The sequence below is a fragment of the Streptomyces sp. GESEQ-35 genome (genome assembly GCF_017948485.1).
Lineage (GTDB): Bacteria > Actinomycetota > Actinomycetes > Streptomycetales > Streptomycetaceae > Streptomyces.
The window spans coordinates 17,274-34,825 of record NZ_JAFFSX010000023.1 but is presented as its reverse complement, the minus strand read 5'-3'; the positions used below and the strand labels follow the sequence as shown (position 1 = coordinate 34,825).

Annotated in this window: 15 protein-coding genes and 1 riboswitch; of the genes, 7 read left to right on the top strand and 8 right to left on the bottom strand. The window is 70.3% G+C overall.

Features of this window, described 5'->3' with window-relative positions:
- Positions 1–531 carry a DoxX family protein gene (locus KCH87_RS34410; protein WP_210591468.1) on the top strand — a complete coding sequence of 177 codons (531 nt, stop codon included), beginning with the start codon at positions 1–3 and terminating at the stop codon, positions 529–531.
- Positions 532–541: 10 nt separating this feature from the next.
- Here the strand turns inward: KCH87_RS34410 and KCH87_RS34405 are convergent, their stop codons facing one another.
- Together KCH87_RS34405 and KCH87_RS34400 are read right to left on the bottom strand one after the other, a co-directional pair.
- A complete protein-coding gene (locus KCH87_RS34405) occupies positions 542–784 on the bottom strand; it encodes a hypothetical protein (protein WP_210591465.1) in 243 nt (80 codons plus the stop codon).
- Positions 771–2,516 carry a PspC domain-containing protein gene (locus tag KCH87_RS34400; RefSeq protein ID WP_247197253.1) on the bottom strand — a complete coding sequence of 582 codons (1,746 nt, stop codon included), beginning with the start codon at positions 2,514–2,516 and terminating at the stop codon, positions 771–773. The genes KCH87_RS34405 and KCH87_RS34400 overlap by 14 nt, the downstream gene beginning before the upstream one ends.
- A 143-nt stretch (positions 2,517–2,659) precedes the next feature.
- Here KCH87_RS34400 and KCH87_RS34395 point away from each other — a divergent pair, with 143 nt between their 5' ends.
- A complete protein-coding gene (locus KCH87_RS34395; RefSeq protein ID WP_210591463.1) occupies positions 2,660–3,985 on the top strand; it encodes an ATP-binding protein in 1,326 nt (441 codons plus the stop codon).
- Positions 3,985–4,704: a response regulator transcription factor gene (locus KCH87_RS34390; RefSeq protein ID WP_210591460.1), complete on the top strand. Its 720-nt coding sequence runs from the start codon at positions 3,985–3,987 to the stop codon at positions 4,702–4,704. Before KCH87_RS34395 ends, KCH87_RS34390 begins: the two co-directional genes overlap by 1 nt.
- Positions 4,705–4,741: 37 nt before the next feature.
- Here KCH87_RS34390 and KCH87_RS34385 read toward each other — a convergent pair whose 3' ends face one another.
- Entirely contained in the window at positions 4,742–5,374 is a 633-nt protein-coding gene (locus tag KCH87_RS34385; RefSeq protein ID WP_210591457.1) for a hypothetical protein, read from the bottom strand.
- Between the two features lie 127 nt (positions 5,375–5,501).
- Positions 5,502–6,545 carry a C40 family peptidase gene (locus tag KCH87_RS34380; protein ID WP_210591455.1) on the bottom strand — a complete coding sequence of 348 codons (1,044 nt, stop codon included), beginning with the start codon at positions 6,543–6,545 and terminating at the stop codon, positions 5,502–5,504.
- Between the two features lie 419 nt (positions 6,546–6,964).
- Between KCH87_RS34380 and KCH87_RS34375 the strand changes: the two genes are divergently transcribed.
- Positions 6,965–7,318, top strand: a complete 354-nt coding sequence (locus tag KCH87_RS34375) for a hypothetical protein (RefSeq protein ID WP_210591453.1) — start codon at positions 6,965–6,967, stop codon at positions 7,316–7,318.
- Here KCH87_RS34375 and KCH87_RS34370 read toward each other — a convergent pair.
- The gene (locus KCH87_RS34370) at positions 7,296–8,297 is read right to left on the bottom strand and encodes a tellurite resistance/C4-dicarboxylate transporter family protein (protein ID WP_210591451.1); all 1,002 of its coding nucleotides are present in this window, start codon (positions 8,295–8,297) and stop codon (positions 7,296–7,298) included. The two genes, KCH87_RS34375 and KCH87_RS34370, sit on opposite strands and share 23 nt — an antisense overlap.
- Positions 8,298–8,448: 151 nt before the next feature.
- Positions 8,449–9,615, bottom strand: coding sequence for a C40 family peptidase (locus KCH87_RS34365; protein WP_210591449.1), 1,167 nt, complete (start codon positions 9,613–9,615; stop codon positions 8,449–8,451).
- A gap of 7 nt (positions 9,616–9,622) precedes the next feature.
- Positions 9,623–9,795, bottom strand: a riboswitch (cyclic di-AMP (ydaO/yuaA leader).
- Positions 9,796–10,058: 263 nt separating this feature from the next.
- On the opposite strand from KCH87_RS34365, the gene KCH87_RS34360 reads away from it, so the two are divergent.
- Together KCH87_RS34360 and pcrA are read left to right on the top strand one after the other, a co-directional pair.
- Positions 10,059–11,147 carry a ScyD/ScyE family protein gene (locus KCH87_RS34360; RefSeq protein ID WP_210591448.1) on the top strand — a complete coding sequence of 363 codons (1,089 nt, stop codon included), beginning with the start codon at positions 10,059–10,061 and terminating at the stop codon, positions 11,145–11,147.
- Positions 11,148–11,253: 106 nt separating this feature from the next.
- Positions 11,254–13,734: a DNA helicase PcrA gene (gene pcrA, locus KCH87_RS34355; RefSeq protein ID WP_210591446.1), complete on the top strand. Its 2,481-nt coding sequence runs from the start codon at positions 11,254–11,256 to the stop codon at positions 13,732–13,734.
- Between the two features lie 58 nt (positions 13,735–13,792).
- On the opposite strand, the gene KCH87_RS34350 is transcribed toward pcrA, so the two are convergent.
- On the bottom strand, positions 13,793–15,301 hold the full coding sequence (locus KCH87_RS34350; protein WP_210591444.1) for a M23 family metallopeptidase: 1,509 nt from the start codon (positions 15,299–15,301) through the stop codon (positions 13,793–13,795).
- Between the two features lie 248 nt (positions 15,302–15,549).
- A complete protein-coding gene (locus KCH87_RS34345) occupies positions 15,550–16,413 on the bottom strand; it encodes a triacylglycerol lipase (RefSeq protein WP_210591442.1) in 864 nt (287 codons plus the stop codon).
- 638 nt (positions 16,414–17,051) lie between these two features.
- Between KCH87_RS34345 and KCH87_RS34340 the strand changes: the two genes are divergently transcribed.
- Positions 17,052–17,468, top strand: a complete 417-nt coding sequence (locus KCH87_RS34340; protein ID WP_210591440.1) for a cobalamin B12-binding domain-containing protein — start codon at positions 17,052–17,054, stop codon at positions 17,466–17,468.
- The last annotated feature ends 84 nt before the right edge of the window (positions 17,469–17,552 follow it).

Here is a 17,552-nt window from a genome sequence, read left to right as displayed (position 1 = left end):
ATGACTCACGGCATTCGTACGGATACGCACTCTCCCTATCTCGACGGTGGCGGCAACTGGCGGGACACCGCCACCCGCTACGCCCTGCTCCCCCTCCGCGTCTTCCTGGGCGTCACCTTCATCTACGCGGGCCTGGACAAACTCACCGACAGCGCCTTTCTGAAGGACTCCGGTTCCGGCTCGATCGGCGACCTGATGCGTACGGTGCGTGACTCGGCGGCGATCCCGGACCTGGTCGACCTGGCACTGAAGAACCCCGTCGGCTTCGGCTACGCCATCGCCTTCGGTGAGCTGGCCGTCGGTATCGGGACACTGATCGGCCTGCTCGCCCGTATCGCGGCTCTGGGCGGCGCGCTCATTTCCCTCAGTCTGTGGCTGACCGTGAGCTGGGCGACCGAGCCGTACTACTACGGCAACGACCTCGCCTACCTGATGGCCTGGCTGCCCCTCGTCCTCGCGGGTGCTCCCCTTCTGTCCTTGGATGCCGCGTTGCGGGCCCGACGGCGACAGCGGGCCGGGGGTTATCGGTAGTTGTGGGTCTTCAGCTCGGCGCGTCCGGCCGGGCCGGTGTCGGACCGGGCGTGCGGTGTCGCCGTCGGCGGCGTATGCCGCGCGTCAGGATGGCCGCCGTCGCTGCCAGACAGAGGCCGACCGTGACGACCGGGATCACCACGAACCACGGCGTGTCCCAGGCGCCGCCGGCGTCGCCCGCGTAGATGACGCCCGCGAGGGCCAGGAACGCGCCCGCGATCAGCCTCCCGGGCTGGACTTCATGACGCAGCACGGCTCACCTCCGCTTGTCCCACGCCGACCCGGAGGTCGAGGTCGAGTGTGCCGGTGCTCTTGGTGCCCGAGGGGGGTGCCAGCGTCAGTTCCTTGTGTCGTCCCGGTTCCACGTCCACGTCCCGTTGCTCGTCGCCCGGCAGCTGGATGTCGCCCACGCCTACGTCGATGGTCATCTTCACGGTCACGTCCTTGGGCACGATCACCTTCAGCCGGCCCACGCCGACATCGGCCCCCGTGTCCAGTGTCTGTCCCTTGGTGAGGGGGACTCTGGTCAGGTCGAGCGTGCCGACGCCGGTGCCCAGCTCGTACTGCTCCGGTACGTCCGCCACCGCGGTGGGGCGCCAGGTCTCGCGCATCCACTGCGTGCTGATGTCCTTCGGTATGGCGGCCGACGCGGCGAGCAGGGCCGCCGTGATGACCGCGAGGAAGATCGAGCCCGTTCCCGTGCGTCCCAGGAACGCGCTGACGGCGATGCCTGTGCCGAGGACTATGAGTGCGCAGGACAGCCCGGTCTGGAGGCTGCTGCCCAGCGGGTGTTCGTCCCAGGTGAGGCGGGTGCCAAGGCCTCCGGCGACGAGGGCCAACACGAAGACCCAGCCGCCGATCCAGCGGGGGCCGCCGCGCGGGCGCGGTGCCTGTGCGGGCGTGCGGCGGCGTAGGTCGTCGGGGCTGCCGGGTGGGCCGAGGCCGATGTTGACGGCCGCCGCGATGTCGCGGGCGCGGGAGTCCCTCGGGCCCCAGAGATAGCCGGTGCCGCCCTCGTGCGTGCCGTCCTTGACGATGGGGTCGCGCCACCAGGAGGAGTAGGCGGCGGGGACGGGCGGGGCCTGGGCCTCCGGCGGGGCGTCCGCCACGGCCTGGGCGGCCAGGGGGTCGGGGTCGGGGGTGGTTCGGTGCCGGGACCAGTAACCGGCGCCCGCGAGGAGCAGGGAGAGGACGACGGCGAAGGCCAGTACTCCGCCGTTGTTCAGCAGGGTCAGGAACACCCCGGAGCCGACCAGCGCGAACAGCACGGCCGTCAGCGCCTGGCCGTCGACGCGGCCGGTCAGCAGCTTGCGCACCTCGTTCTGGTCCTCGTCGTCGTACGGGACGAAGAGCCAGGCGAAGCCGTAGAAGAGGAGGCCGAGGCCGCCGGTCGCGGAGAGCACCGCGAGGGTGATCCGGAAGATCACCGGGTCCATGTCGCACTGCCGCCCGAGCCCGGAACACACTCCGGCAAGCATCTTGTGCCGCCGGTCGCGCCGGAATCGGTGGGGCGGGCCGGGTACATCGGCGGGGGCGGGGGCGTCGGTGGGGCCGGGTGTATGGGCGGGGCCGGGTGCATCGGCGGAGCCCGGCACATTCCCGGAGCCCGGCACGTCGGCCGGGGGCGCCTCATCGCTTACGCCGGTCGCGGGGGCAGGACCGTCGGCTGCGGCTGCGGCTGCGGCTGTGGCTCCGGGTTCGGCTGTGGCGGTCGGCCCGCTTGATCCGGTCGCGGTGGCCGGACCACCGGCTTCGGGCACATCGGCCGTGCCGTCCGCTCCGGCTGCGGCGGTCGGGCCGCTCGCCCCGGCCGCCGGGGTGGCCCCGGGCGCCTGCGCTGTTCCCTTCTCGTACGCGCGAGGCTCCTCCTCCGGGGTGCCTGCCGCATCCGCGGCGGGCGCGGCCTCCTGCGGCCCGGCGCCCGGAGTGGGGCGCGGGCCGGAGCCGGGTCCCGGACCCGTCGCGGCGTGCTGGTGATCTGTCATGAGTCCATGGTGACGGGCGCAGTGCCGTGGCGGGAGTCGGAACGACCCTGGCCGGACCCTGATATCCGCCCTGAGCCGGGGCCGGGGAAGCGTTCGACGGGGACGGGTTTCGAAGATCAGGGGAGTCTCGGGGGTCGACCCTGATGCCTGGGCCAGCCGGGCGTGTGAACATCGATGGCATGCCGGACGCCGCAACAGCGCCACTCGTCGAACCGCGGCCGCCGCGCAAGCTCTATCGCAGCAGTGACGGACGCTGGCTGGGGGGCGTGGCGCGGGGGCTCGCCGGGCACCTCGGGCTGCCCGTGATCTGGGTGCGGCTCGTCTTCGTCGGCCTGTTCATGGCGGACGGCCTCGGCGCTCTGCTCTATGCCGCGTTCTGGTTCTTCGTGCCGCTCGGCGTCGGCGGTGTCGAGGCGCAGCGGCCGCCCTCCCTCGTCGGCACCGAGACCTCGCCGGACGGCCGCCGCAGACTCGTCGCCCGCAAGCCGGACAAAGGGCAGATCGTCGCCCTGCTCCTCATGGTCGTCGTGGCCACGGTCTTCGTCGGCAGTGTGAATCTGGGCAGCGGCGCCCAGGCGTATCTGGTGCCGGCCGTGCTCGTCGGCGCGGGCGTCGCCCTCGTCTGGCGCCAGGCGGACAACTCGCGCCGGGCCCGCTGGGTCGAGGTCGGCCGCCGCAAGCGCACGCTCACCCTGCTGCGGGCCGTGGCCGGCGTGCTGCTGGTCACGACGGGCGTCTCCGGCATCTTCGTCCTCCAGGGCTCCGCCGCCCACCTCGGCTCGGTCCTCCAGGCGGCTCTCGCGGTCCTCGTCGGGATAACGCTCCTCGCCGGTCCCTACCTCGTGCGCATGACCCAGGACCTGTCCGAGGAGCGCCTGATGCGCATCCGCGCCCAGGAGCGCGCCGAAGTCGCCGCCCACGTCCACGACTCGGTGCTGCACACCCTGACCCTGATCCAGCGCAACGCGGAGAACGCGAGCGAGGTGCGCCGCCTCGCCCGCGCCCAGGAGCGCGACCTGCGCACCTGGCTCTACAAACCCGAGGGCACCGGCAAGGACGAGGCGGACGAGCCGACCACCCTCGCCGACGCCGTGCGGCGCAACGCAGCCGAGGTCGAGGACAAGCACGGCGTCCCCATAGAGGTCGTCGTGGTCGGCGACTGCGAGCTCGACGAGAGAATAGGCGCGCAAATGCAGGCCGGACGCGAGGCGATGGTGAACGCCGCCAAGTACGGTGGCGAGGGCGGCGCCGTCCAGGTCTTTGCCGAGGTCGAGGGGAACAAGGTCTTCGTGTCCGTCCGGGACCGCGGACCTGGCTTCGATCTCGACTCGATACCCGCCGACCGCATGGGTGTCAGAGAATCGATCATCGGCCGCATGGAGCGCCACGGCGGCTCGGCGCGGCTGCGTGCGGTGCCGGACGGTGGCACGGAGGTCGAGCTGGAGATGGAGAGGGCGGAGAAGACGTGATGAGCGACCCGACCGAGGCGAACGAACCCGTGGAGTCGACCGGCGGGAGCGCGGCCGAGCGGCATGCGCGCGTGGTCCTCGTCGACGACCACCGTATGTTCCGTACGGGCGTACAGGCCGAGATCGGCCGGACCGACGAGACCGGAGTCGAAGTCGTCGGCGAGGCCGCGGACGTCGACCAGGCGGTCACGGTCATCACCGCGACCCGGCCCGAGGTCGTCCTCCTCGACGTCCACCTTCCGGGCGGCGGCGGGGTCGAAGTGCTGCGCCGCTGCGCCCCGTTGATGGCGGACACCGAACAGCCCGTCCGCTTCCTCGCGCTGTCCGTCTCGGACGCGGCGGAGGATGTGATCGGCGTGATCCGCGGCGGTGCGCGCGGCTACGTCACCAAGACCATCACCGGCACGGACCTCGTCAACTCCGTCTTCCGCGTCCAGGAGGGGGACGCCGTCTTCTCCCCCCGCCTGGCTGGCTTCGTCCTCGACGCCTTCGCCTCCACCGACGCCCCGCCGGTCGACGAGGACCTCGACCGCCTCACCCAGCGGGAGCGCGAGGTCCTGCGCCTGATCGCCCGGGGGTATGCCTACAAGGAGATCGCCAAGCAGTTGTTCATCTCCGTGAAGACGGTCGAGTCGCATGTCTCGGCGGTGCTGCGCAAGCTCCAGCTGTCGAACCGGCACGAGCTGACTCGTTGGGCTACGGCACGACGGCTGGTCTGAGGACGGACGAATCGGTACGACCGTACGACCGCTGCGGTCAGTGGTGCCCGGGCCGCGGTGACGGGCCCAGTACCCGCAGGGCCCAGCGGTAGTGCCGTACCGCCTTCACCACACCGATCAGGCCCGTCAGCCACAGGATCGTGCCGATGCCCATGCCGAGGACGACGTCGCTGTGCCGCGTCCGGCCCGGCTCCGCACCGGCCGCCGAGGTGAACGACTCCCACAGGCCGATCGCGCAGAGCACGACGGAGGAGAGAAGCCAGAAGAGGCTGAGGCCGGGGGAGCGCAGGCCGATGTCCGTCGGTGGGTCGCTGTCCAACTGAAGCCAGGCGTCGAGGAGTTGCCGTATCCGTTGGTCGCGCCGGATGGCGAGGGCGACGGCGAAGACGGACGGCGCCAGGGCGGCGAGGCCGAGCAGCGCGAAGAGGGGGCCGAGGACGAAGCCGAGCGGATCCCGCTCCTCGATCTGCTGTAGCGGTATCACCAGCAGCGCCCACCCGATGATCGCGGCGAGCGCCAGCAGCCACAGCAGCAGTACCCGGTGCACCCCGATGCTGCACCGGTGCAGCTCCTCCAGCGCGCGCCCCCGGTCGGCCAGCAGGGCCGCACGGTCCGGCCACATCCTGGTGTGCGGCGGTGGGGGTGGCGGTGGCAGTGGAGAGCCGGGCATCGACACCTTCTCAGGGGCACGGGACGTCGTACGCAGCGTTTCGCAGACGCTACCTACGAAGCGTTTCGCAGACGCTACCGCGTTGCCCTGAGCATGCCCATGCCCACTGGTGCCCCGGAGGGTACCTTCACGCCACCCGCGTCGCCCCCGCAAACGGCATCTCGCTGATCGGCGCCAGCCGCACCGGAGCCGAGGGGTTCGGGGCGTGGATCATCATCCCGTTGCCGACGTAGAGGCCGACGTGACTGATCCCGGAGTAGAAGAACACCAGGTCGCCGGGGAGGAGTTCGCCGTGGGAGACGCGACGGCCGGCGTCGATCTGGGCGTACGTCGTACGGGGCAGAGAGATGCCCGCGGAGCGGTACGCCGCCTGCATGAGGCCCGAGCAGTCGAAGGCGTCCGGGCCGGTCGCGCCCCACACATAGGGGCTGCCGAGTTTCTGGTAGGCGTACGCAACGGCGGCGGCCGCACGGGAGTTGGGTGCCGTCACCGATCCCGTCAGGCCGTCCCGCGCACCCGCACGTGAGGCGCGGTCCGTGTCCTGCCCGAGCCGGGCCCGTTCCTCGGCCGTCAGCCGGGACAGCAGACGCCGGGCCGAGTCCAGCTTGCCGGTGATCGTCTTCTTGTGCCGCTCCAGCTCCGCCTGCCGAGACGAGAGCGAGGTCAGCTCGATGTGCGCGGCGCCGCGCAACTGCTCGATCTCGCGCAGCTGTTTGCGTACCCGGTCGACGGACGCGGCCTGGTGGCTGCCCGCACGTTCGGCGAACTCGGCGCCCTGGAGGTATCCGTCGGGATCTTCGGAGAGGGCGAGTTGGAGCGCGGGGTCGAGGCCGCCGTCGCGGTAGTGCGCGGCCGCCATCGAACCCAGGGCGTCCCGTTCGGAGTTGAGCCTCTCCGTCTTGCGCGCCGCCTCGTCCCGCAGGGTCCCCAGCCGCTGTTCGGCTGCCTCCGCCTGCTCCTTCGCGCCGTTGTACTTCTCGGTGGCGACCTCCGCCTCCTGGTACAGCTGGTCCACCTTCGCCTTGACCTGCGCGGGCGTCAGATTCGGCTCCGCGTGTCCGGTCCCGTCGAGGCCGGTCGCGGTCGCCGCGCCCGCCAGGGCGATCGTGGCGGCCGTACGGACCGAAGTGCCTCCGGCCGAACGTTGTCGGGGCTTGCGGTGCGCTGCCACGTGGACCTGCACGTCCTTTCGTACGACCCGCCGCTGCCGTGGGGGCGTGAGCGGTTGCGCGTCCGGCGGCGGCCCGCACAGGGGGAGCAGGCCGCCGCCGGACCTTCTGGCGGTGGTGATCGACTGCCGCCCCTGGCCCGGGCGGCGGTGGGGAGCCGGTCACCTGGGGGAGGACGCTAAACCCGGATGTGTCGGACTGGTAACGCATTGCGCGGAACTGGCGCGAGCGGATCGCGCGGTGACCGTATGTGACCGTGATCCCGTTACGGGGCCGTCGACTTCACGCAGTGTGCTGACCGAAGTGAGGATTCCGGGACGCCCGGGAGTGACGGGCTGCTATGGGCCGCATATATGCAACCCCTCGCGCCGAGCCGGGCCGGTGTCATGTGTCCATCTGCCTCTGATTAGGCTCCGGCGTCATGGACGTAGTCATCCATCTCTTCGTCGGCCTGCACATCGTCGGCATCGCCTCGCTGCTCGGCGGCTTTCTCACCCAGATGAAGGCGATGGGCCAGGGCACCGCCCGCTTCGTCCCGGCGATGCTGCACGGCGCGCTGACGATGCTGGTCACCGGCGCGATCCTGGTCGGCCTCAACCAGGCCGACGATCAGTCCGTCAACAACATCAAGATCGGCGTGAAGCTGGCGCTGCTGGTCGTGATCCTCGGCCTCGTCTATGTGAAGCGCGACGACGAGACGGTGGAGAAGCCGCTGTTCGGCCTGGTCGGACTGCTGACCACGGCGAACATCTTCATCGCGGTGCTGTGGACCTGACGTCCTGAGCCGCGGCGGCGGACGTGACGGCGGCCCGTGCGGCCGCGACCATGCCCACGGCGACCGCGAGCCAGGCCGCCACCGCGATCCACAGCAGCACCTCACCCAGCCCGTCCAGCCACGGCACATCGAGGGCGGAGGACACCGAGAGCGTCGCCGCCGCCGTCATCCCCATCGGGAACACGGTCGACCAGCGCCGCACGTCGTAGCGCAGCCGGGGTTGGGTGCATTCGGCGACGAGCAGGAGGGCGTACCAGGCCAGGTCGAGCACGAGCAGCACGGCGGTCATGAAGCGCAGGACGTCGGTGTCGTCGTCGTTCCAGAGGTACAGGGTCGCGCTGTCGGCGGCGACGAGTTTCGACCCGGCGAGCGCCGAGATGGCGAGCGCCCCGCCGGCCACCCACTGGTCACCGGCCCCTTCGGTCACCTGCCACAGGTCGAAGCAGGCCAGCGCGACGCCGTACAGCACCAGCCCCAGCCAGAACAGCACCATGGCCGCACGCGCGAGCCAGGCCGTCCCCTCGGCAGCGGCCAGTGTGGCGCCCAGCACCGCGAGCCCCTGCGTGGCCACACAGCCGAGGAACACCGCGCCCGGCATACGCCGCCGCCAGTGCAGTACGACGGTGACGAGCAGCCCCGGCCACAGCACGGCGGACAGGGCGAGCAGTGCCTCGGCGAGCGTCTGCCAACCCAGGGCGGAGAAACGGGTGCCGAGGACCGTCGTCGCGGCCACGGCGGTGAGCGCGCCCGGTGTGCCCGCCTCGGCCACCGACCGTTCCCGCTCCCGCAGCAGCCGTACGGCGAAGTCCGCGGCCAGCCCCAGCCAGAGCGCGCAGGCCACGGCGAGAGCAATACGGGACAGGACCTCGTACCCCGTCAGATGCAGACCGACCGACACGATGCCGGTCGCCATGACGGCAGCACCGGCGGCCGGCCGGCGCTGCGCCCACCAGGCGCGGAGGGGAGAGGGACGGGGCATACGCCCGATGCTAAGGAGCGGCGCGCGTCGTGCGAGCGGGGCACGCGCGCGTGCGCACGGAATTCCGCGCGGGCGCAGGACAGGGGCGCGAGCTACCGGCGTGCACCCCTACAACGCGCACGCTTCAGCTCACGCCCCCTGCCACGACCTCTCAGGCCGGCCGCACCACACTGTGGATCGACGACTCACCGTCGTAGTAGATCGACTCCTCGCGCACATAAGCCCCCGGCTTCGGCGCGTGGATCATCATCCCGTTGCCGATGTAGATGCCGACGTGGCTGATGTCGTCGTAGAAGAAGACCAGGTCGCCCGGCTGGGCGGCGGAGAGGGAGACCGTCGTGCCGGCGTTCACCTGGTCCCAGGTGGTGCGCGGGAGGGAGATGCCGGCGGCGTTCCAGGCGCCCTGGGTGAGGCCGGAGCAGTCGTAGGAGTCGGGGCCGGTGGCGCCCCAGACGTACGGCTTGCCGACCTGGGAGCGGGCGAAGGCGAGGACCTTCTCGGCCTTGGCGGCGTACGAGGAGTCGGTCGCGGAGGTGTCGGAGGTGTCGGAGGAGTCCGACGCACTCGAGCCGCTCTCCTGCTGCGCCGCCTCCTGGGCCGCCGCCTCCGCCGCGGCCTGCTGCTTCGCGAGTTCCGCGGCCTTGCGCGCGGCCTCCTGCTGCTTCTCCTTCTCGATCGCCGCGAGCCGCGCCTTCTCCTCGGCGGTCAGCTCCGACAGCAGCACGCGCGCATCGGCCAGCTTCTGCTGGACGGTCGTCTTCGCCGTCTTCAGTTCGCCCTGCGACTCATTGAGCGTGTCGAGGCTCGCGGTGGCCTCGCGGCGCTTGTCCATCGTCGCGGACTGCTGCGTGACGAATTCGTCGACCGCCTCCTTCTGACGGCCGGTCATCCGGCTCATCAGCTGGCTCTGGTCGAAGTAGTCCTGCGGGGTGTCCGCCAGCAGGAAGGTCGCGGTGTCCGGGGCGGAGGCGCCGGTCCGGTACTGGGCCGCGGCGAAGGAACCGAGCTCCTCGCGCGCCTCGTTGAGTTTCTGGGTGCGCTGGGCGACGTCGTCGAGGAGAGTGTCGACCTGCTTGCGCTGCTTGGTGGTCTTCTCTTTCGCCGAGTTGTACTTCTCGGTCGCCGACTCGGCCTGGCGGTACAGGTCGTCGACCTTCTTCTCGACCTCTTCGAGGCTCGGCTTGTCGTCGGTCGAGGGAGCGGCGTTGGCCGTCTGGGACAGCAGGGCCACGGAGGTGAGGGCCGCCGTTGCCAGGGCGGGGGTCCGTATGCCTGCTACGCGCGTACCCGAAGGACGCGACTTGCGGTGCGACGCCAAGGGAGGCGACTCCTTCCATGGTCCGCCTACCGAGTTAGCTGTCGGGTTCGGGCGGGTGGTTCGGAAGGGTTGCCCTACGACCGTTCCCCGAAGGGAAGTCCGGTCGATTCACCCCAAGGTCGGTGGGTCCCCGGCTCCGGTCTGCCCAGGGGGACGCGCCGGATTAGGCGGAGGCCGTGCGGTCCGGCGACGTTCGCCGGTGGAGGTCGTGCGGCCTGGAGGAACGCTAGCCAACTCGTGTGGCCCCTGTGAAGGTTGATGGGCGATATGCCCGATACATTTTCGTGACCTTAGCCCAGGACGTCGCGCGCCGTGGTCAATTCGGAATGGTCTGCGGTGACTTGTTCATAAATTGTCCGGAGTGACGGCGTCCACCCGCTTCAGGGCGATAGCTTCCAGCCAGCCACGGTCGGGAGCCGTGGCGGCTGAGAGGGAGTACGGCCATGAGGAAACGCACCGCACTCGTCATCGCCACCGGAGTCACACTCACCGCCACCGCGGGCATCGCCCCCGCGAGCGCCGGCGCCGGACACGACGGCCGGACCGGCGGCAAACCGGTCGTCCGGGTGATCGCGACCGGCCTCGACAATCCACGCCAGCTGTCGTACGACCACGGAAACCTGTACGTCGCCGAAGCCGGCCGCGGCGGCAAGAAGTGCATCGGGGAGGGGCCGGAGGGCGAGACCTGCGTCGGTCTCACCTCGGCCGTCACCAAGATCTACTGGGCCGGGGGCGCGTGGAGGCACTACAGGGTGGTGCAGGGGCTCCCCTCGGGCGCCGCCCCGGACGGCGGCTTCGCGACCGGTGTGGACGGCGTCTCCGCGCTGCACGGCAAGGTCTGGGCCGTCGAGACCTTCGCCCCGCCGGAGGCCGGAGTCCCCACGACCCCGCCCTGGAACAAGCTCGGCAAGCTGCTGAAGATCACGCACGGCAAGGCGAAGACCGCCGCGGACATCACAGCTGTGGAACTGAAGTACAACCCGCACAAGGCGTCCGTGGAGTCCAACCCGTACGCCGTCCTCGCACTCCCCGACGGCCGCAAGATCGTCGCCGACGCCGCCGGCAACGACCTCATCGAGGTCTCGCGGTCGGGCAAGGCCCGTCCCTTCACCGTCTTCCCGGACCACGACAAGAACCAGTCCGTCCCGACCTCCCTGGCGCTCGGCCCCGACGGCAAGCTCTACGTCGGCGAGTTGAACGGCGAGACCGAGAAACCCACCGCGCGCGTGTGGCGGGTCGACCCCTGGACCGGCAAGATCCTCGGCTGGAAGTCCGGCTTCGGCTCGATCTCCGGCCTCGCCTTCAACACCAAGGGCGACCTGTACGTCAGCCAGCTCTTCGCGGGCAAGGTGACCAAGGTCTCGGGCGCCAAACGGACGAGCATGAAGGTGCCGTTCCCGGCGGGCGTGGCCGTCGACCCGTACGACGGCAAGGTCTATGTCTCGGCCTGGTCGGTCGCCGACCGGGACGGCACGGATCTGGGGCAGGGGAAGACGCCGGGCGGTCAGGTGTGGAAGATCCTCGGCTTCTGAGGCGGCCGGGGGTTCGCAGACTCTGAGACCCTTACGGCTTCGGAAATCGACGATGTTCTCAGGGCGGCGGCGGGCTGTCAGTGGGGAGCCCTAAACTCGGAGAGCGATGAGCAGCCTCTTTGATGACAGCTTCCTGGCGGACCTCCAGCCCCCGCGGGCCCATGCGGAGGAACCCCCGCCGCCACCCGAGGACGATCACGTACCGGAGCCGGTTCCGGACGATCTGTTCGCCGGGAAGTTCGACGCGCCGCCGGACCGGGACGCCTACTACAGGGACGGCGCGCCCCGCCCGGCGATCGACCCGGCGCAGCTCCTGGAAGGGCTGAACGAGAACCAGAGAGCGGCCGTCGTCCACTCCGGCTCCCCGCTGCTCATCGTGGCCGGCGCCGGCTCGGGCAAGACGCGCGTGCTCACGCACCGCATCGCGTATCTGCTCGGCGAGCGGAGCGTGCACCCGGGCCAGATCCTCGCCATCACCTTCACCAACAAGGCCGCCGGCGAGATGAAGGAGCGCGTCGAGCAACTCGTGGGCCCGCGCGCGAACGCGATGTGGGTCATGACCTTCCACAGCGCGTGCGTGCGCATCCTGCGCCGCGAGTCGAAGAAGCTCGGCTTCACGTCGTCCTTCTCGATCTACGACGCCGCCGACTCCAAGCGCCTGATGGCCCTGGTCTGCCGCGACCTGGACCTCGACCCCAAGCGCTACCCGCCGAAGTCCTTCAGCGCCAAGATCAGCAACCTGAAGAACGAGCTGATCGACGAGGAGGACTTCGCCGCCCAGGCCACCGACGGCTTCGAGAAGACCCTCGCCCAGGCCTACGCGATGTACCAGTCGCGCCTCCGCGAGGCCAACGCCCTCGACTTCGACGACCTGATCATGACGACGGTCAACCTGCTGCGCGCCTTCCCGGACGTCGCCGAGCACTACCGCCGCCGCTTCCGGCACGTCCTGGTCGACGAGTACCAGGACACCAACCACGCGCAGTACGCACTCGTCCGCGAACTCGTCGGCACCGGCGAGCACGATGAGGACGTACCCCCCGGCGAGCACGACCTGCTCCCCGCCGAGCTGTGCGTCGTCGGTGACGCCGACCAGTCGATCTACGCCTTCCGCGGCGCGACGATCCGCAACATCCTCCAGTTCGAGGAGGACTACCCGGACGCGACGACGATCCTGCTGGAGCAGAACTACCGCTCCACCCAGACGATCCTCACCGCCGCCAACGCCGTCATCGAGCGCAACGAGTCCCGCCGCCCCAAGAACCTGTGGACCAACGCGGGCGCGGGCGCGGGCATCACCGGCTATGTCGCCGACACCGAGCACGACGAGGCCCAGTTCGTCGCCGAGGAGATAGACCGTCTGACGGACGCGGGCGACGCGAAGGCCGGCGACGTCGCGGTCTTCTACCGTACGAACGCCCAGTCCCGTGTCTTCGAAGAAGTCTTCATCCGCGTCGGCCTGCCCTACAAGGTCGTCGGCGGCGTCCGCTTCTACGAGCGCAAGGAGGTCCGGGACGTCCTGGCCTACCTGCGCGTGCTCGCCAACCCGGAGGACTCGGTCCCGCTGCGCCGGATCCTGAACGTACCCAAGCGCGGCATCGGCGACCGCGCCGAGGCGATGATCGACGCCCTGTCGCAGCGCGAGAAGATCAGCTTCCCGCAGGCACTGCGCCGCGTCGACGAGGCCTACGGCATGGCCGCCCGGTCGACGAACGCGGTCAAGCGGTTCAACGTGCTCATGGAGGAGCTCAGGACGATCGTCGAGTCGGGCGCCGGACCGGCGACCGTCCTCGAGGCCATCCTCGAACGCACCGGTTACCTCGCCGAACTACAGGCCTCCACCGACCCGCAGGACGAGACCCGGATCGAGAACCTCCAGGAACTCGCGGCCGTGGCTCTGGAGTTTGAGCAGGAGGCCGGGGAGGGCGAGGCCGCGGGCGGACTCTCCGCCTTCCTGGAGCGCGTTGCCCTGGTCGCCGACTCCGACCAGATCCCCGACGAGGACGAGGACGGCTCCGGCGTCATCACCCTGATGACCCTGCACACCGCCAAGGGCCTCGAGTTCCCCGTCGTGTTCCTGACCGGCATGGAGGACGGCGTCTTCCCGCACATGCGCGCCCTCGGCCAGACCAAGGAGCTGGAGGAGGAGCGGCGCCTGGCGTACGTCGGCATCACGCGCGCGCGTGAACGGCTGTATCTGACGCGGTCGTCGATGCGGAGCGCGTGGGGGCAGCCGTCGTACAACCCGCCCTCGCGTTTCCTGGCGGAGATCCCGGACCAGCACGTGGACTGGAAGCGGACCGGTGCCTCCGCGGCTCCGGCGGGCCCGGTCTCCGGGGTGGCCGCCTCGCTGTCCTCGTCCCGCTCCCGCTCGTCGGCGTCGGGTGCTTCCGGCTTCGCCACGCGACGGACCTCGGAGAAGCCGGTGGTCGCGCTGACGGTCGGCGACCGTGTCACGCACGACCAGTTCGGGCTCGGCACCGTGACGGCGGTGAAGGGCACGGGGGCGAACGCGGAGGCGACGATCGACTTCGGCGACAAGCCGAAGCGGCTGCTGCTGAGGTACGCGCCGGTGGAGAAGCTCTGACGATGCCGGGCCCTCGCTGAACGGCGGGGGCCCGCAGGCACGTTACGTCGGATTCGGATTACGTCGGATCGAGCCCGTGGCTGCGCAGCCACGACAGCGGGTCGATCGCCGAATCGCCGGCCGGCCGCACTTCGAAGTGCAGATGCGGACCGGTCGAGTTGCCGGAGTTTCCGGAGTACGCGATCGCGTCGCCGGCCTTCACGGTCGTACCGGAGGAGACCTGGTAGGTGGAGAGGTGGCAGTACCACGTCTCCGTACCGTCCTTGTCGGTCACGATCATCATGTTGCCGTAGGAGCTGTTCCACTCCGTGCGGACGGTGCCGTCGGTCGCGGCCATCACCGTCGTGCCGTACGAGACCGGGAAGTCGATGCCGGTGTGGATGGACATCCAATTGATACCGGACTGGCCGAAGTAGGCGCTGAGTCCGTTCTGGGCGACGGGCACGGCGTACTTGGGGCGCAGTCGCTCCTTGCGGGCCGCTTCCGCAGCCGCCTTCTTCTTCTCGGCCTCCTGCTGGGCCTTGAGATCGATGCGCTCCTGCGTACGGCTGGCCCGGTCGGCGAAGTCGTCGGCGCCGGCCGAGAGGCTCTCGAGCTGGGTGTCCAGCTTGTTGTTCGCGGTGGCCGGCCTGACGGACTTCGTGTCCGCCGCGGTCGTCGACGTGTCGCCGCCGTCGTCGGTCAGAGTGCCGACGGATGCGGCGGCGATCCCCGCGACACCCATCACACACGCCGACGGCACAGCAACCGTCAGCAGCGCAGAGCGCTTGGCGGGCATACGGCGGCGGGAGCGACCGGCGCCACGAGCGGCCGCGCGTGACGAGGGCGCGGGGCGCGGCGCCGGGGTGGCCTCTTCCTGGCCGTCCAGCAGTGGCGTTACGGCAGGCGGCTCACCGGTGGAGGCGGTGTGGTCCAACCCGTCCTCGCCCTGGGCGGGTTCGTCGTACGAGACGTGCTCGAACGTCGCCGTCGCCTGCTGGTCGAAGGGCTGGCCCTGCTGCTCGTACTCGTCGGCCGTGTGCGCGGTGCCGTCCGAGTTCCACTGCGTGGCGTCGTACGCGCCGGTGTCGAAGGCCTGCGCGCCCCATTCCCAGTGCTGGGTCTGGTCCGCGGCGGTGCCGGACTGCTCGGGCTGCTGCCAAGTACCGGAATCCCACTGGCCGGTGGCGTCGGGGCCGGTGGCCTGCGGCGGGATGGCGGAGAGCGGCTGGTAGCCGTTGGCCCAGGCGGTCGTGTCGTACGCGCCGGTGTCGTACGCGGCCTGGTGCTGGGCCGCGTAGGCGTCGTAGTTCAGGGTCTGCTGGCTGCCCGTCGACCATGAGGCGCTGTCGTACGAGCCTGCGTTCTCGCCCGGCATGCTGCCGAACAGGGGGTCCGCGTCGAAGGTCGGGGCGGCGTACGCGCCGGTGTCCGTGCCCGCGGGAATTCCTGTGGCGGCGTAGGCGTCGTACGTGGTGAAGTCACCGTACTGGGCGTCCTGTCCGCTGTACGACGCGTAGTGCGCCGAGGCGGCATCGGAAGCCGGAGCCGGGGAGGTCATGGTCCCCGACGGGTGACGTTCGTTCACCAACTTCTCTCTCGCCTCGACAACAGGGGCTGCCAGAGCAGTGCGGTGACTGTACCCGGCAGTACGCGGGCGCGACAATCTTCGGCAGGTTTCGCGCCTTCAGGAAACGGGCATTCGGCCGTCTTTCGGGGGACTGCGGGCGCGGGTTTGGCCTTGCGTTCGAAGGGTGTTCGACGTCGCCGGGGTCGCTGAGGGCTCTCAGTGAGCTGTGTTGCGGCTGTTTCCCTGTTGTGCGGGGCGTGGTGTCGTCACGCCACTGTCAGGCCGCCGGTGCGTGCGGCGGTTTCGGCTCCTGTCTGTGCGGTGTCGAGGGCCTGTCGTATGCCGGCCGCGACAGCGGGGTGCACGGGCAGGGCGAGATGTCCGATGCCGCTCACCCGCACGTTGTGGGCCAGCAGGTCGGGGTGGTCGATGCAGGCGGTCTCCAGCGGGTCCATCAGGTGGTCCAGGTCGCTCCAGAAGCTCACGAACTGTGTACGGCAGCCGGGCGCGGGCTGGGTGAGCTCCTCGAGGACGTCCGAACCCGGGCGCATCTGGCGGACGATCGGGTGTGCGTTCATCAGCGGCGCCACCCGGGTGCCCGAGTGCGGTGTACCCAGCGTCACCAGCGTCTTGACGCGGATGTCACCGCCCAGACGCTGTGCGTAGTAGCGGGCGATCAGTCCGCCGAGGCTGTGGCCGACGATGTCGACCTGCTTGCTGCCCGTGCGCTCGCAGATCTCCTCTATGTGCCGGGCGAGCAGTTCGGCTGCGGTGCGTATGTCACAGGTCAGCGGAGAGTAGTTGAGCGACTCGACCTGGTGCCTGCCGTGCTGGGCGAGATTGCGGCGCAGCAGGACGAAGACGGAGCGGTTGTCGATGAAGCCGTGCAGCAGGACGACCGGGGGTTTGGCCTCCGTCGGCAGCTGTGCCGTATCGGGCGCGGGAAGCGCGGGGGCGGTGTCGCGGCGCTCCTGGGTGATGCCGGAGGGATAGAGGAGGAGGTGTCCCGCGAGGATGGCGAGGTCCAGTGCGGTCGCCTTCAGGAGGGTCATGGACATCCCCGCCAGTCTGCTGGGGAGCAGACTCTGGCAGAGGGGGAGAAAGGGCAGTACCGCCCTGGTGACCTTCATGGCCGACCTCCTGTCGGCACGCGGAAGGACGCCTCTGTCCCCCGTGTGCCCTCGTGGGAAGCCGTGCCGAGGGCGGCCGACGGTGTGCGAGCGGGGCACGTGGGGTGGGCGCGGCGTGTGGCCTGAGGTGCGCCTGTGGTGCGAGGTGCGCCTGTGGTGCCGGTGATGCGACGAGGTCCCCTGCCGGTGTGGCGACGAGAGTCCCCGCTGTCGTGCCGTACCTGTCCTACGTGCCCTGCGTGCCACCGTCGGTGTGCTGCACCGCCACGGCGCGCGGCCTGCGGCGCGGTGGTGCGGCGACCCCTTTGCGGCTCCCGGTGCGCTTGTTCCCTCCACGGCCCGTGTGCCGCAGGGGTCTGCGGCGCTCGGGAGGCCGCAGAGACGTGGAACGGTGCGCGGCTAACGTGTCCCATTGTGTGATTTCCCCCTCGGTCGGCGCCGCGAAACTGCCGGTTGCGGGATGCTGGAGATAACGTTCGTTCACTTCTCCGGCCGGTTCGGTGTGAGGTGTCCGGGCCGTTACGGCGCACTCGGTGCGGTGGACGGCGGCGGGCACGGCATGCGCGACGGGTACGGCACGGGTTACGTGTGGGGTAGGTATCGGTACGGATGCATGTAGTCGCTTCATGGAGGCAGTGATGGGTGTGGCAGCCGGTCCGATCCGCGTGGTGGTGGCCAAACCGGGGCTCGACGGTCACGATCGCGGGGCCAAGGTGATCGCGCGGGCGCTGCGCGACGCCGGTATGGAGGTCATCTACACCGGGCTTCACCAGACCCCGGAACAGGTCGTCGACACGGCGATCCAGGAGGATGCCGACGCGATCGGCCTCTCCATCCTGTCCGGCGCCCACAACACCCTCTTCGCCGCGGTGATCGACCTCCTCAAGGAGCGTGACGCGGCGGACATCCTGGTCTTCGGCGGCGGCATCATCCCCGAGGCGGACATCGCTCCGCTGAAGGAGAAGGGGGTGGCCGAGATCTTCACGCCCGGGGCCACGACGGCGTCGATCGTGAACTGGGTCAAGGAGAACGTGCGGCAGCCGGCCGGCACGTAAGCGCTCCGCTTGGGGTGGCGGGATTGTTCGTGCCGCGATGTGTCGGTGGGCGGGTGCGGCGCCGTTGGGGCTGGTCGCGCAGTT

Bases quoted from the DNA above. Each gene is read 5' to 3' on its own strand.
- KCH87_RS34410 (WP_210591468.1), top strand. From the start codon at position 1: ATGACTCACGGCATTCGTACGGATACGCACTCTCCCTATCTCGACGGT.
- KCH87_RS34400 (WP_247197253.1), bottom strand. From the start codon at position 2,516: ATGACAGATCACCAGCACGCCGCGACGGGTCCGGGACCCGGCTCCGGC.
- KCH87_RS34395 (WP_210591463.1), top strand. From the start codon at position 2,660: ATGCCTGGGCCAGCCGGGCGTGTGAACATCGATGGCATGCCGGACGCC.
- KCH87_RS34390 (WP_210591460.1), top strand. From the start codon at position 3,985: ATGAGCGACCCGACCGAGGCGAACGAACCCGTGGAGTCGACCGGCGGG.
- KCH87_RS34385 (WP_210591457.1), bottom strand. From the start codon at position 5,374: ATGCCCGGCTCTCCACTGCCACCGCCACCCCCACCGCCGCACACCAGG.
- KCH87_RS34375 (WP_210591453.1), top strand. From the start codon at position 6,965: ATGGACGTAGTCATCCATCTCTTCGTCGGCCTGCACATCGTCGGCATC.
- KCH87_RS34370 (WP_210591451.1), bottom strand. From the start codon at position 8,297: ATGCCCCGTCCCTCTCCCCTCCGCGCCTGGTGGGCGCAGCGCCGGCCG.
- KCH87_RS34360 (WP_210591448.1), top strand. From the start codon at position 10,059: ATGAGGAAACGCACCGCACTCGTCATCGCCACCGGAGTCACACTCACC.
- pcrA (WP_210591446.1), top strand. From the start codon at position 11,254: ATGAGCAGCCTCTTTGATGACAGCTTCCTGGCGGACCTCCAGCCCCCG.
- KCH87_RS34345 (WP_210591442.1), bottom strand. From the start codon at position 16,413: ATGAAGGTCACCAGGGCGGTACTGCCCTTTCTCCCCCTCTGCCAGAGT.
- KCH87_RS34340 (WP_210591440.1), top strand. From the start codon at position 17,052: ATGGGTGTGGCAGCCGGTCCGATCCGCGTGGTGGTGGCCAAACCGGGG.